Annotated in this window: 11 protein-coding genes; 8 read left to right on the forward strand and 3 right to left on the reverse strand. The window is 72.9% G+C overall.

The features are described from left to right. Positions 1–13: 13 nt before the first annotated feature. The 3 genes from ACFV20_RS07580 to ACFV20_RS07590 all read left to right on the forward strand — a co-directional run bounded on the left by ACFV20_RS07580 (position 14) and on the right by ACFV20_RS07590 (position 2789). On the forward strand, positions 14–1471 hold the full coding sequence (locus ACFV20_RS07580; RefSeq protein ID WP_385653555.1) for a catalase: 1458 nt from the start codon (positions 14–16) through the stop codon (positions 1469–1471). Positions 1472–1780: 309 nt separating this feature from the next. Then, positions 1781–2017 (forward strand): hypothetical protein, encoded by a 237-nt coding sequence (locus tag ACFV20_RS07585; RefSeq protein ID WP_167526512.1) that lies wholly within the window; start codon positions 1781–1783, stop codon positions 2015–2017. A gap of 157 nt (positions 2018–2174) precedes the next feature. Further along, complete coding sequence (locus ACFV20_RS07590; protein WP_385653558.1) at positions 2175–2789, forward strand: TIGR04222 domain-containing membrane protein; 615 nt, start codon at positions 2175–2177, stop codon at positions 2787–2789. A 59-nt stretch (positions 2790–2848) separates the two neighbouring features. Here ACFV20_RS07590 and gcl read toward each other — a convergent pair whose 3' ends face one another. Next, positions 2849–4633 (reverse strand): glyoxylate carboligase, encoded by a 1785-nt coding sequence (gcl, locus tag ACFV20_RS07595; RefSeq protein ID WP_385653561.1) that lies wholly within the window; start codon positions 4631–4633, stop codon positions 2849–2851. Between the two features lie 208 nt (positions 4634–4841). On the opposite strand from gcl, the gene ACFV20_RS07600 reads away from it, so the two are divergent. Beyond that, the gene (locus ACFV20_RS07600; RefSeq protein WP_385653564.1) at positions 4842–5609 is read left to right on the forward strand and encodes a hypothetical protein; all 768 of its coding nucleotides are present in this window, start codon (positions 4842–4844) and stop codon (positions 5607–5609) included. Positions 5610–5631: 22 nt separating this feature from the next. Then, on the forward strand, positions 5632–6138 hold the full coding sequence (locus ACFV20_RS07605; protein ID WP_385653566.1) for a GNAT family N-acetyltransferase: 507 nt from the start codon (positions 5632–5634) through the stop codon (positions 6136–6138). Positions 6139–6150: 12 nt separating this feature from the next. Here ACFV20_RS07605 and ACFV20_RS07610 read toward each other — a convergent pair whose 3' ends face one another. Then, positions 6151–7737, reverse strand: a complete 1587-nt coding sequence (locus tag ACFV20_RS07610; RefSeq protein ID WP_385653569.1) for an AMP-binding protein — start codon at positions 7735–7737, stop codon at positions 6151–6153. Continuing rightward, positions 7734–9413, reverse strand: a complete 1680-nt coding sequence (locus tag ACFV20_RS07615; protein WP_385653572.1) for an AMP-binding protein — start codon at positions 9411–9413, stop codon at positions 7734–7736. Before ACFV20_RS07615 ends, ACFV20_RS07610 begins: the two co-directional genes overlap by 4 nt. A gap of 125 nt (positions 9414–9538) precedes the next feature. Here ACFV20_RS07615 and ACFV20_RS07620 point away from each other — a divergent pair, with 125 nt between their 5' ends. The 3 genes from ACFV20_RS07620 (at position 9539) to ACFV20_RS07630 (ending at position 14399) form a co-directional block, all read left to right on the forward strand. After that, entirely contained in the window at positions 9539–10348 is an 810-nt protein-coding gene (locus ACFV20_RS07620; RefSeq protein ID WP_385653574.1) for a response regulator transcription factor, read from the forward strand. 204 nt (positions 10349–10552) lie between these two features. Continuing rightward, positions 10553–13405: an AAA family ATPase gene (locus ACFV20_RS07625; RefSeq protein WP_385653576.1), complete on the forward strand. Its 2853-nt coding sequence runs from the start codon at positions 10553–10555 to the stop codon at positions 13403–13405. Between the two features lie 202 nt (positions 13406–13607). Further along, a complete protein-coding gene (locus ACFV20_RS07630; RefSeq protein ID WP_385653578.1) occupies positions 13608–14399 on the forward strand; it encodes a S1 family peptidase in 792 nt (263 codons plus the stop codon). The last annotated feature ends 184 nt before the right edge of the window (positions 14400–14583 follow it).

Consider the following 14583-nt stretch of genomic DNA (forward strand, 5'->3'; position numbering starts at 1 on the left):
ACGGAAGGTCACGATGTCGCAGCGCGTGCTCACCACCGAGTCCGGCGCCCCCGTCGCCGACAACCAGAACTCCGCCACCGCCGGCGTCGGCGGCCCGCTCCTGCTCCAGGACCAGCATCTGCTGGAGAAGCTGGCGCGCTTCAACCGCGAGCGCATCCCGGAGCGCGTAGTGCACGCCCGCGGCTCGGGTGCCTACGGCCACTTCGAAGTGACCGACGACGTCACGGACTTCACCCACGCCGACTTCCTCAGCGCGATCGGCAGGCGCACCGAGGTGTTCGTGCGCTTCTCGACCGTGGCCGACTCGCTCGGCGGCGCGGACGCGGTGCGCGACCCGCGCGGTTTCGCGGTGAAGTTCTACACCGAGGAAGGCAACTACGACCTCGTCGGGAACAACACCCCGGTGTTCTTCATCAAGGACCCGATCAAGTTCCCCGACTTCATCCACTCGCAGAAGCGCGACCCGTTCACGGGCCGTCAGGAGCCGGACAACGTCTGGGACTTCTGGGCGCACTCCCCCGAAGCCACGCACCAGGTGACCTGGCTGATGGGCGACCGCGGCATCCCCGCCTCCTACCGGCACATGAACGGCTACGGCTCGCACACCTACCAGTGGACCAACAGCCGGGGCGAAGCCTTCTTCGTCAAGTACCACTTCAAGACCAACCAGGGCGTCCGCTCCCTGAGCAGCGAGCAGGCCGCCGAGATCGCGGGCAAGGACCCGGGCTCGCACCAGACGGACCTCCTCCAGGCCATCGAGCGGGGTGTGCACCCGTCCTGGACGCTCCATGTCCAGCTGATGCCGGCGGCCGAGGCGGCGGACTACCGCTTCAACCCGTTCGACCTGACCAAGGTGTGGCCGCACGCGGACTACCCGCTGCGGCGGGTGGGCCGGCTGGTGCTGGACCGCAACCCGGACAACATCTTCGCCGAGGTCGAGCAGGCGGCCTTCTCCCCGAACAACTTCGTGCCGGGCATCGGCCCCTCGCCCGACAAGATGCTCCAGGGCCGGCTGTTCGCCTACGCGGACGCCCACCGCTACCGCCTGGGCGTCAACCACACGCTGCTGGCCGTCAACGCGCCGAAGGCCACGACCGCGCGGAACTACGGCCGCGACGGCCTCATGGCGTCCAACCCGCAGGGCCGGTACGCCAAGAACTACGAGCCGAACTCCTACGACGGCCCCGTCGAGACCGGCCGCCCGCTGTCGGCGCCGCTGGCGGTCTCCGGCCATACCGGCACGCACGAAGCGCCCGCGCACACCAAGGACGACGACTTCTTCCAGGCGGGCGAGCTGTACCGGCTGATGTCCGCCGAGGAGCGGTCCCGCCTCGTCGCGAACATCGCCGGGGGCCTGTCCCAGGTCTCCCGCGACGACGTGATCGAGAAGAACCTCGCGCACTTCCACGCCGCCGACCCCGAGTACGGGCGGCGCGTGGAGGAGGCGGTCCGCGCCCTGCGCGAGGACTGAACTCCCTGACCGTGTCCGACCGCCCGGGGAGACCCGGATGAGGGGTGGTCCCCCGGGCACGGACACGGCCAGGGCGCGGACCGCGGCGGCGTGCGAGCCAGTGCGGTGGTGAAGGGCCCGGACCGGCTTCTCGACCTGAGGGAAGCCGGCCCGGAACCCGTCGCACCCGCCGCGGTCCCAGCACCACCCACCCCTCTCTGGAAGACCCCGTCCGGCGGCGCGAACGTCCTGTCGCGCCCAGCCTCGCCCCGCCGGACGGCCAGGCCTTCCCAGGGTGCGGAACCGCCCCGTTCGCAGCAGCCTGTAGGCATGGCACCTCCCACCGAGCAACCGCACGTCGTGGTCCACGCCCCCGCCCTGGACGGCTCCCGCCGGGTCACCCTGGGCGAGGAGCCGCTGGGCGTCGCCACCCACACGGACGACGTCGCCGAGATCCTGCGCCTGGCCGACCTGTACGTCACCGACGTCGCGGAGAGCGACCTCGTCGAGTGGCAGGGCGGCGGTCCGGACGACTGGCCGGGGCTGTCGGAGCACCACGAGGCGTGAGCGCGTCTACGTCACCGGTCGTACAGCCCGTACGGAACCCTCAAATCAAGCTCTGAACCCGGCCCCGGGGGCTTCAACCGCCCCCGGGGCCGGGCACATTCTCGTCACACGGGGCCCGTCGGCACGGGGGCGGCGGGCCCGGCACGGGGGTGAAGCCATGGGCGACGGTACGGCGGTCCGGCTGGAGCCGCACGAGATCGCACTGCTGGGGGAAGGCCCGCGGGCCGCCGTCACCGTCGCCGTGGTGGACCTGTATCTGAGGGGCCTGGTGGAGCCGGGCCCGCCCGGGACGGTCCGGGCCCTTGTCGCGGACGGCGTGGTTGAGGCGCGGCCACCCTCGCCCCTGGCGGCCGCCGTGCACACCTGCCTGCGCGAGCCCACGCCGCCCAAGGCCTTGGTGAAGGATCCCGACGTCCGGCTCGCGGTGGCCCTCATGCGCATCCCGCTCGCGGAGGCGGGCCTGCTGCGCTATCCCCTGCTCGGGGCGACCCGCGCCGCCCGCCGCCACGTCCTGGGGCTGCGGCAGGAGCATCCCCTGCCGGCGAGCAGGCACGGCCTGAGTGACCCCGAACGGCTGCTGCTGGTCGCCCTGCACGGCGAGGCCGCCCTGCGGCTGCTGGTCGCGCGTTTCGCCCTGCGGGCGGGTCTGGTCCGGCGGGCCGAGGTGGGGGGCAAGAGCCTCCTCAAGAACTCCCCGCGCGACAGGGGCGGCGGCGGTGGGGGCTACCACTACTGCGGCGGAGGCGGGGGCGGCTGCGGCGGCGGGGGCTGACCATGCCGGAGGGGCGGCACGTCCTTCACGGACGGGCCGCCCCTCTGCTCCCCCGGGCGTCAGACCTTCAGCGTCCTGATCGACGTCGGCGCGTGGCCGGGCTCGGTGGCGATCTCCTCGAACTCCACGACGTTGCCGATGTCGTTGGTCGTCGACATGGAGATGTTGGTGACGCGCTCCAGGATCGCCTCGACGACGACCGGCACCCGGTACTCCGCGGCCAGCTTCTTGGCCTGTTCGAAGGCCGCACCCAGTTCGGCCGGGTCGGTGACGCGGAGCGCCTTGCAGCCGAGGCCCTCGGCGACCTTGACGTGGTCGACGCCGTAGACGCCGATCTCCGGCGAGTTGAGGTTCTCGAACTCCAGGTTGACCTGGAAGTCGATCTCGAAAGCCCGCTGCGCCTGCCGGATCAGGCCCAGGTAGGAGTTGTTCACCAGGACGTGGACGTACGGGATCCGGTGCTGCGCGCCGACGGCCAGTTCCTCCAGCATGAACTGGAAGTCGTAGTCGCCGGAGAGAGCGACGACCGAGGCATCCGGGTCGGCCTTGGCGACGCCGAGCGCGGCCGGGATGGTCCAGCCGAGCGGGCCGGCCTGGCCGCAGTTGATCCAGTGCCGGGGCCGGTAGACGTGCAGCATCTGGGCGCCGGCGATCTGCGACAGGCCGATCGTGGAGACGTACCGGGTCTCCGGGCCGAAGGCCTTGTTCATCTCCTCGTAGACGCGCTGCGGCTTGATCGGTATGTCGTCGAAGTGCGTACGGCGCTGGAGGGTCGCCTTGCGTTCCTGCGCGGACGCGGCCCACGCGGAGCGGTCGGGCAGTTTCCCGGCCGCCTTCAGCTCCTCGGCGACCTCCACGAACAGTGCGAGGGCCGCCTTGGCGTCCGAGGCGATGCCGTAGTCCGGGGCGAAGATCTTGCCGATCTGGGTGGGCTCGATGTCGACGTGGACGAACGTCCGGCCGGCCGTGTAGACGTCGAGCTTGCCGGTGTGGCGGTTGGCCCAGCGGTTGCCGATGCCGAGGACGAAGTCGGACTCCAGGAACGTGGCGTTGCCGTAGCGGTGCGAGGTCTGCAGGCCGACCATGCCGGCGTTCAGCTCGTGGTCGTCGGGCAGCAGGCCCCAGCCCATCAGGGTCGGGACGACCGGAGTGCCGGTCAGTTCGGCGAATTCGACCAGGAGTTCGGCCGCGTCGGCGTTGATGATGCCGCCGCCCGCGACGATCAGCGGCCGCTCGGACGCGTTCAGCATCCCGATGGCCTTCTCGATCTGGGCGCGGGTCGCGGCGGGCTTGTAGACCGGGAGCGGCTCGTACGTCTCCGGGTCGAACTCGATCTCCGTCAGCTGGACGTCGATCGGCAGGTCGATGAGGACCGGGCCGGGGCGGCCGGAGCGCATGAGATGGAACGCCTGCTGGAACACGCCGGGGACCTGCGCGGCCTCCAGCACCGTGACGGCCATCTTCGTGACCGGCTTGGCGATCGAGGCGATGTCGACGGCCTGGAAGTCCTCCTTGTGGATCACGGCGGTCGGGGCCTGGCCCGTGATGCACAGGATCGGGATGGAGTCACCGATCGCGGAGTAGAGGCCCGTGATCATGTCGGTGCCCGCCGGGCCCGAGGTGCCGATGCAGACGCCGATGTTGCCCGGGTGGGTGCGGGTGTAGCCCTCGGCCATGTGGGAGGCGCCCTCGACGTGCCGGGCGAGGGTGTGGGCGATGCCGCCCGAGGCCTTGAGCGCCGCGTAGAACGGGTTGATCGCCGCGCCGGGGACACCGAACGCGTCGGTGACGCCCTCGCGCTTGAGGATCTCAACTGCCGCGCGGGCAGCGGTCATTCGAGCCATCGAGTACTCCTGCTTCGGCTGTCGGATTCGCACTCCCGTCGCGCCCCGCGGTGAGCTCTTCCGTATTGCGGAAATTGTTTTCTACGATCTGGAATGAATGTATGTGGGGCGGGCGAGGGGCGTCAAGAGACGGAAAGCGCCGGACAGGGCGGGCCCGGAGGGAGCACGATGGGCACGCCGTCCCGATACGACACGGTTCTGGAGTGCCATGGCCGAGACCGTCGCGGTGCGCTGTCCGGCGTGCGGCCGCGAGCACCGCTGCACGACACCGGTGTACCCGTGCGTGTGCGGCGCGCCGGTCGCCCCGCGCCTGGACCGGGACGGCACCGCGACGCCCGTCTCGCACCGGGTCTGGGAGGACGACTGGGTGGCCGTCCGGTGCGGCTCCTGCGGGCGGCGCGGCGAGTGGCCGCGCCCCGAGGTGGGGTGCGCGTGCGGGGTGGTGCTGCGGGTGGCGGTGGTGGAGGACGGAGAGAGTGCCGCCGACAGTGGCGGCACGCCCGGCGCGGAGGTCACGCCGGCCTCCGAGGCGGACCCGGCCCGGCCCGCCGCCCCGGCCGCCCGTCCCGCCCCGGCCGCCCGTCCCCCTTTCCCCTCCGTCACGATCCGCACGGCGCGCGACGCCGTCACGGCCACCGCCCTGTATCTGCGCTGGCTCGGCTACCGGGGGGTCCGCAGGGCCGACCAGCGCCCGTCCTCCGGCATCGGACTCGCCGCCCGCGGTGTCGTCGCGCAGGTGGACCCGGCCGTACGCCCGGCGACCCTGCGGGACGTCGAATGCCTGTGGCTGACGGCCATGACGGAGTCCGTGGAGGGCCTCTACTTCTCCCTCGCCGGGTACGCGGCGGACGCCCGGGCCCGCGCCGACGCCCTGGGGGTCGCCCTGTTCGTGCTCGACCTCTCCGGCACCCCGCGGCCGGTGAACGCCCCGGCCGACGCCCTGGCCGCCTCCGGGACCGGGAACCGGACCCGCTGACCACACCCCGCATACTCACCGCATGCGCATCCGCCCCGCGACCCCGGCCGAACTCCCCGCTCTGCAGGACATCGAGCGGGCCGCCGGCGCCCCGTTCCGCGACCTCGGCATGCCGGAGATCGCCGACGACGAACCGCCCGCCCGGGACGTCCTGGAGCGCTACCGCCGGGCGGGCCGCTGCTGGGTCGCCACCGACCAGCGGGACCGGCCGGTCGCCTACCTCCTGGCCGAACCCGTCGACGGCGCCCTGCACATCGAGCAGGTCTCGGTCCACCCGCGCGCCGCACGCCAGGGCATCGGCCGCGCCCTGCTGGCCCACGCCGCCGGCCACGCCCGCGAGGAGGGCCTGACCGCCCTGACGCTGACCACCTTCACGGAGGTCCCGTGGAACGCCCCGTACTACGCCCGCCTCGGTTTCCGGCCCCTGGCCGATGCGGACCTGACGCCCGGACTCCGCGAGATCCGCGCGGCGGAGGCGGCACACGGCCTCGACCTCTGGCCACGGGTGTGCATGCGTGCGCCGCTGTGACCGGCGTGTCCCTCAGCCGTCGGCGAACCGCTCCCGCAGCTCCACCTTGCGGACCTTCCCGGACACCGTCATCGGGAAGGAGTCGAGGATCCGCACCCGGGCCGGGACCTTGTAGTGGGCCATCCGCCCCTCGCAGAAGGCCCGGACCTCCTCCAGCGTCGGCGGGTCGGCGGGGTCGCGGGCGATGACGCAGGCCAGGACCTCCTCCCCGTAGCGCTCGTGCGGGACGCCGACGACCTGGACGTCCTGGATCTTCGGATGGCCGTAGAGGAACTCCTCGATCTCGCGGGGGTAGATGTTCTCCCCGCCCCGGATGATCATGTCCTTGATGCGGCCGACGATCTCGACGTAGCCGTCCTCGCGCATCACGGCGAGGTCGCCCGTGTGCATCCAGCGGCCGGCGTCGACGGACTCGGCGGTCTTCTCCGGCTCGTTCCAGTAGCCGAGCATCACGCTGTAGCCGCGGGTGCACAACTCCCCCGCCGTGCCGCGCGGTCGGGTGACGCCCGTCGCCGGGTCGACGACCTTGACCTCGATGTGCGGCAGGACCCGGCCGACCGTGCCGGTGCGGTGCTCCAGGTCGTCGTCCCTGCGGGTCTGCAGCGACACCGGGGACGTCTCGGTCATGCCGTAGCAGATGGAGACCTCCGCCATGTGCATCTCGGCGACCACCCGCTTCATCACCTCCACCGGGCAGGGCGAGCCCGCCATGATGCCGGTGCGCAGGGAGGAGAGGTCGTAGGAGGCGAAGTCGGGGAGGTTCAGCTCCGCGATGAACATGGTCGGGACGCCGTAGAGCGAGGTGCAGCGCTCCTGCTGGACCGCCTCCAGAGTGGCCTTCGGGTCGAAGGACGGGGCCGGGACGACCATGCAGGCGCCGTGCGAGGTGGCGGCCAGATTCCCCATGACCATGCCGAAGCAGTGGTAGAAGGGGACCGGGATGCAGATCCTGTCCTGCTCGGTGTAGGCGATCGACTCACCCACGAAGTAGCCGTTGTTGAGGATGTTGTGGTGGGAGAGGGTCGCGCCCTTCGGGAAGCCCGTCGTGCCCGAGGTGTACTGGATGTTGATCGGGTCGTCGCAGGAGAGCTCCTCGTACACGGCGCCGGGGACCGCCCTCGCCAGCAGTGCCTCCCAGCCCGGGTCGCCGAAGTAGACCACCTCCCGCAACTCCGGGAGTCCTGCGCGCACTTGCTCGACCATCGCCCGGTAGTCGCTCGTCTTGTGGCTGAGGGAGGCGAACAGCAGGGACACGCCGGCCTGCTTCAGGACGTACTCCACCTCGTGGGTGCGGTACGCCGGGTTGATGTTCACCATGATCGCGCCGATGCGGGCGGTGGCGTACTGGACGAGCACCCACTCGGGGCAGTTGACCGCCCAGATGCCCACCCGGTCGCCCTTGGCGACACCGGAGGCGTGCAGCGCGGAGGCCAGTTCACCGACCGCCGCACCGAACTCGGCGTACGTCCAGCGCCGGCCGGAGGGCACATCCACCAGTGCCTCGCGGTCCGGCCAGGCGGCCACCGCCCGGTCCAGGTTGGCGCCGATGGTGTCGCCGAGCAGCGCCGTCGCGCCGGTGCCGTGGCTGTAGGAGTTCACCGGAAGTCCTCCTCGCGGTACTCGGCGTCCGACCCGGCCGCCGTGGCCTCACGCAGCTCGATCCGGCGGATCTTGCCGGAGACGGTCTTGGGCAGCTCGCCGAACTCCAGCCGGCGGATGCGCTTGTAGGGCGCCAGGGCCTCGCGGGAGTGCTCGAAGAGGACCTTGGCGGTGTCGGGCCCGGGCTGCCAGCCCTCGGCGAGCACGACGTACGCCTTGGGGACGGCCAGCCGCAGTTCGTCCGGGGCGGGCACGACCGCCGCCTCGGCGACCGCCTCGTGCTCCAGCAGCGCGCTCTCCAGCTCGAACGGGCTGATCTTGTAGTCGGAGGCCTTGAAGACGTCGTCGCTGCGGCCGATGTACGTCAGGTACCCCTCGTCGTCCCTGGAGGCCACGTCGCCCGTGCGGTAGTAGCCGCCGGCCATCGCCTCGGCCGTGCGGTCCGCGTCGCCGTGGTAGCCGGTCATCAGGCCGACGGGGCGCTCCGACAGGTCGAGCGCGATCTCGCCCTCCGTGGCTCCCGGCGCGCCGGAGACGGGGTCGAGGAGTTCGACGCGGTAACCGGGGCTCGGCCGGCCCATCGAGCCGGTCTTGAGCGGCTGGCCGGGGCTGTTGGCGACCTGGACGGCCGTCTCGGTCTGGCCGAAACCATCCCGGATGGTGATGTTCCAGGCGCGGCGGACCTGCTCGATGACCTCCGGGTTCAGCGGCTCGCCGGCCGCGACGACCTCGCGGGGCGGGGTGCGCAGCTGTGTCAGGTCGGCCTGGATGAGCATGCGCCACACGGTCGGCGGGGCGCAGAAGGTGGTGACGCCCGCCCGGTCCATCTCCGTCATGAGACGAGCGGCGTCGAAACGCGTGTAGTTGTGCAGGAACACCGTCGCCTCGGCGTTCCACGGGGCGAAGAGGTTGGACCAGGCGTGCTTGGCCCAGCCGGGTGAGGAGATGTTCAGATGCACGTCGCCGGGCTTCAGGCCGATCCAGTACATGGTCGACAGATGGCCGATCGGGTACGACGTGTGGGTGTGCTCGACGAGCTTGGGCCGGGCGGTGGTGCCCGAGGTGAAGTAGAGCATCAGCGGGTCGTCGGCCCGGGTCGGGCCGTCGGGGGTGAAGTCGGCGGAGGCCTCGTAGGCGTCGTCCAGCGGCAGCCAGCCGTCCGGTACCGCGCCGGCGGCGCCCGCGGCGATGCGGGTGTAGTCGCCGGGGACCTCGGCGAACTTGCCGGTGTCCTCCGGGCGGGCGATGACGTGCCGGACCCGGCCGCGCTCGACGCGGTCGCGCAGGTCGGCGGGGCCGAGCAACGGCGTGGCCGGGATGACCACCGCGCGCAGTTTCATCGCGGCGAGGGCGGTGATCCACAGCTCGGCCTGGTTGCCGAGCATGACGAGGATCCGGTCCTCGGCGCGCACGCCCCGGTCCCGCAGCCAGGTGGCGAACTGCGCCGAGCGCACCGACATCTCCCCGAAGGACAGCCGGGTCTCACGGCCGTCCTCCTCGACGAGGTGCAGGGCGGTGCGGGCGTTGCCGTCGGCGATCTCGTCGAACCAGTCGAGCGCCCAGTTGAAGTACTCGGGTCGGGGCCAGCGGAAGCCCGCGTAGGCGGTCGGGTAGTCCTCGCGGTGTTCGAGCAGGAAATCCCGCGCGTCGCGGAACAGCTCCGTCGCCGATGTCATCTGTCCTCCTGGGTGCCGGACCATTGCCGGGCGGCTCTGAGCCATCGTGTAATCCGTGATGCAGGTCTCACTACCCCCGAACGGGGGGTGCGCCCGCACAGGAGCCGTAGTGAAGGGGCGATCAGGTGACGACGGACGCGTCCGACGCGGTCGAGATACGTGATGCGCTGCTGCGGCTGCGCCGGGGAACCGGCCTGCCGGTCGCCTTCGGCGGTCTGCTGGAGGCCGGGCAGCAGATGCGCATCAGCGAACTGAGCGGCACGGCGACGCACGCCCTGCGGTCGCTGGTGGTCACGTCCGGCACCGGTCTGGGCGGCAAGACGGTCGCCCTGGCCCGGCCGTGCGTGGTGACCGACTACTCGGCGTCGCGGCAGATCAGCCACGAGTACGACGCCCCGGTCGGCGCGGAGGGGCTGCGCTCGGTGCTGGCCGTGCCGGTGGTGGTGCGGCACCGGGTGCGCGGCGTGCTGTACGGGGCGCTGCGCACCGCTTTGCCGCTGGGCGGGCGGATGCTGGACGCGGCCGTGGAGGCGGCGCGGGACGTGGAGCGGGCGCTGGTCGTCCGGGACGAGGCCCGCACCCTGGCCGCCGCGGCCGGGTCGGGCCCCGGGTGGGAGCGGGTGCGTGAGGCGCACGCGGCCCTGCGGGCGCTGGCCACGCGCGTCGCCGATCCGGAGTTGCGCGCGGAGTTGCTCGGCGCGTGTGCGCTGCTGACGGACGAGTCCGCCGGGCCGCCCCGGGTGCGGCTGGCACCGCGCGAGGTGGACGTGCTGGCGTGCGTGGCGTCGGGAGCGACGAACGCGGTGGCCGCGGAGCGGCTGGGCGTGACGCCCGAGACCGTCAAGGGGTACCTGCGGTCGGCCATGCGCAAGCTGCGGGCCCGTACCCGTGGTGAGGCCGTGGTGGCCGCGCGCCGAGCGGGGTGGTTGCCGTAGGTTTGTGGTGTTTTCCGTGATGCCCGCACGAGCGCCGCGCCGAGGGGGCCCCGCGAGGGCGCCGGCCCCGTCTTCCCGGGCATTCGTGAGTGCGGAGAATTCTCCGGCTGTCACATGTTGTTATTTCCCTCACGAGGTCGTCCCTCCGAAATTCAAAGAACCGTTGCCTAATATTGGCCAGGACACGACACAGGGAGGGGAGCGGTGACCGCACGACGGGACTTCCAGGAGCCTCCCCGGAGCCGCCCCGACCAGGTCATCGGCCGGGAGGAGCTGTTCGCCTCGGCGCGTGAACAGCTCGGCCGAGGCGGCAGCGTGCTGCTCCACGGCCCGGCCGGAATTGGAAAGTCGACCGTCCTGCGGGCGCTGGCCGCGGATTACGTCGGTCCGGACCGGACGGTGTTGCGCTGCTCGGCGACCGAGTCGGAATCCCACCTGCCCTTCCTGGCGCTGGCCGATCTGTTCGGGCTGGTCCTGGACGACGTGTCCGGTGCGCTGCCCGGCGCCCAGCGCACCGCCCTGGAGTCGGCGCTCACCGGCCGCGGCGAGTCCACGCTCCAGCGGGACGGGCTCGCGCTGCGCCTCGCGGTGCTGTCGGCGCTGCGTGCCCTGGCCGCGAAGGGCCCGGTGCTCGTGGTCGCCGACGATCTGCAGTGGCTGGACGCCGCCAGTGCGGAACTGCTCGGCTTCGCGGCCCGCCGACTCGGGGACACGCCCGTGCAGATGCTGTGCGCGGTGCGCACCGAGGGCGAGGAGTACGACCGTCACCTGCGCGCCTCCCCGCCGGACACGCTCGCCGTGCGGCTGGGCCCGCTGACCCGCACGCAGGTCTCCGCACTGCTGGACCACCGCGGCTACACGCCCCTGTCCCGGTCCACGATCCGCGACATCCACCGCACCAGCGGCGGCAACCCGCTGTTCGCGCTGGAACTGGGCCGGGCCCTGGCAGAGAGCCCCGCCCGCCCCCGCCCCGGCGAGCCGCTGCCGGTGCCCACCTCGCTGCGGGCCCTGGTGCTGAGCCGGCTGGAGATGCTGTCCGGCGAGGCGCGCCGCACCCTGCTGGTGGCCAGCGCCGGTGCCCGTCCCACGGTGGCGCTGCTGCACGCGGCCGGACGGGAGCACGCCGAGGCCGAGACGGCCCAGGCGGCGGCACTGGGGCTGCTGGCGACGGACCCCGAGGCGCCGGCCCTGCGGTTCGCGCATCCGCTGATCTCTGCCGCCCTCTACGCGGAGGCCCCGGCGCAGGAGCGGCGGGCCGTGCACGCCGCGCTGTCCACGGCGGCCTCCGACCCCATCGAGCGGGCCCGGCACCTGGCCCTGGCCACCACCGGCACCGATCCGGAGGTCGCGACCCGGCTCGCCGAGGCCGGTGCGCTGGCCCGGGACCGCGGGGCGCCGTCCGTGGCCGCCTCGCTCGGGCTGCTGTCCGCCCGGCACACCCCGGCCGACAGCACCCCCGGCCCCGACGAGCGGCGTCTGCAGGCGGCGGAGGACGCGATCACCGCCGGCGAGGCCGATCTGGCCCGGGACATCGCACGTGACGTGCTGACGCGTGCCACCGTGCCGGGCGAGCGGGTCCGGGCCTGGATGGTGGTCATCGAGGCGGCCGGCCAGGCGCTCGGCGAGGTCGACGCCGTCTTCCCGCAGGTCCTGGCCGACGCGGGCGACGACCCGTGCCTGCTCGCCCAGGTCCACTACCAGCTGGCCTGGCGCGGTCTGGTCGTGGAGGGCGACTTCGCCGAGGCCCGGCAGGAGGCCGCGCACGCCGCGGAGCTGGCCGCACGGGGCGGGGACCGGCGCACCGAGCTGATGGCGCTGTCCTTCCAGGCGTCCACCGAGACCCTGATGGGCCACCCGGACGCCCCCGTGACCGTGAAGCGGGCCCTCAAGGAACCCCAGGACCCCTACGTCGCCTGCCACCACAACGGCGCCGGCTCGGCCCGGTTCCGCTGGCTGATCATGAGTGACCAGCTGCCCGAGGCGCGGGCGACCATCACCGCGCTGCTGCGCGAGGTGCGGCGGCGCGGCATGGTCGAGAGCGAGGTGCACTTCCTGCGCTTCCTCGCCGACACCGAGCTGCGCTCCGGGCACTGCGGACGGGCCCTGGACCTGGCCCGCGAGAGTCTGCGGCTGGCCCGGGACTCCGGGATAGGCGAGGGCGCGTCGGCCATGCTCGCCTCCCTCGCGGAGGCGTCGGCCGGGGACGTCGACCGGGCTCTGGCCCTCGCCCGGGAGGCGGCGGACCACGCGGAGGTCGACGGCGACCAGATGTATCTGTCCCGGGCCCTCGCGGCGCTGGGCTACGCCCAGTTGGTGGCCGGCGACCCGGCCGCCACCGTCCGCTCCCTGCGCCGGGTGCGGGAACTGGAGCAGGGCCTCGGCATCAACGACCCCGGGCGCGGCCGCTGGCACGGCGACCTCGCCGAGGCCCTGGTCCGCATCGGCGAGCCGGGCGAGGCCCAGGACGTCATCGACACCACCCGGGCGCACGCGCTGCGGCTGGGCCGGCAGAGCGTACTGGCCGTCCTCGACCGGGCCGAGGCGCTGGTGCGGGCGGCACGCGGGGACCACGAGGGCGCCCTCGTCCGGCTGGCGTCCGTGCAGGACCGGCTCGGGCGGCTCGGCTACGGCCTGGAGGAGGCCCGGGCCGCCTTCGCCCTGGCCCGCCTGCGCGCCCAGGCGGCCGCCTCCCCCCGCCCCGGGGCCAGACCCCTGCCGGGACCGGCGTCGTACGACGAGGCCGCGCGGCTGTTCCGGCGCTGCCGCGCGCTGCCCTGGCTGCGGCAGGTCGACGCGGCCGCCACCGCGGGACCCACGGCGGTGGCACCGGCCGCCACCGCGCCGCCCGCCGCCCTGGACGCGCTGGAGGGCCTCGCCGCGATGGAGCGTCAGGTCGCCTCGCTGGTGATGGAGGGCGCGACCAACCGGGAGATCGCGGCCCGCCTGTTCATCAGCGTCAAGACGGTCGAGGCGACCCTCACCCGGGTCTACCGCAAGCTCGGGATCCGCTCCCGGGTGGACATCGTCCGGCTGGCCGCGGGCCGCCGCCCGAGCTGACCCACCTGGGTTTACGGGGCCGGACCGAGGGTTATCCCTGCCCAACTCCCTTAGGGGGTTCCCTCATTGGGGGCGCTCCCCGCGGGGCTCTAGCTTGGGGGCGTGCCGCTCGCCGGGCACACGGAGATCCGAACAACGGCGTCAGGGTCCCCGTGCTCCACCACCCGCGCGACCCCCCACCGGCAACTCCCCAAGGAGACCCATGTTCGGGCTCAATGCTGCCAGGAAGCTCGCCGCCGTCGCCGCGGCGACCGCTGCCGCCGCCACGACCGCCCCGCTCGCCGCCCCCTCGGCCGTCGCCGCGCCCCAGCCGATCGTCGGGGGCACCACGACCACGACGTCCGCGTACCCGTTCGTCATGCAGATCACGGACGCCTCGCAGAACCAGTTCTGCGGCGGCACGCTGGTCTCGCCCACGAAGGTCGTCACCGCCGCGCACTGCATGGTCGGCGAGTCCACGAGCAGCGTGCGCGTCGTCGGCGGGCGCACCTACCTCAACGGCACCAACGGCACGGTCGCCAGAGTCAGCAGAATCTGGATCCACCCGAGCTACACCGACGCCTCCAACGGCGACGACGTGGCCGTGCTGACGCTGTCGACGTCGATGCCGTACTCCCCGGCGAAGTACGTCTCCTCCTCCCAGACCTCGGTGTACGCGGCCGGCACCACGGCCCGCATCCTCGGCTGGGGCACCACCTCCTCGGGCGGCAGCAGCTCCAACCAGCTGCGCACCGCGACCGTACCGACCGTGTCCGACTCCAGCTGCGCGAGCTCCTACGGCTCCGACTTCGTGAAGAGCGACATGGTGTGCGCCGGATACACCTCCGGCGGCGTGGACACCTGCCAGGGCGACAGCGGCGGTCCCCTGCTCATCGGGGGCGTCCTGGCAGGCATCACTTCCTGGGGCGAAGGCTGTGCCCAGGCCGGTTACCCGGGTGTCTACACCCGGCTGACCACCTTCTCCAACCTGGTCACGACACAGGTCAACTCGTGACCGAGCACTAGCTCCTGAGTAACCCTCAGGTGAAAGACCAGGGGGCGGGGGGGGGGGGGGGGCCCGCCGGCCCCCCCCCCCGCCCCCCCGGGGGGGTTGGAGCAGGAGGTGCGGCCGGGCCGCCGCGGCCTCCCCACGAGCCTGCCCCGCGCCGCGCCCCCCCCCCCCCCCCCCACCACACACA

Origin of the sequence: Streptomyces sp. NPDC059696 (assembly GCF_042733745.1) — a bacterium.
Classification (GTDB): domain Bacteria; phylum Actinomycetota; class Actinomycetes; order Streptomycetales; family Streptomycetaceae; genus Streptomyces.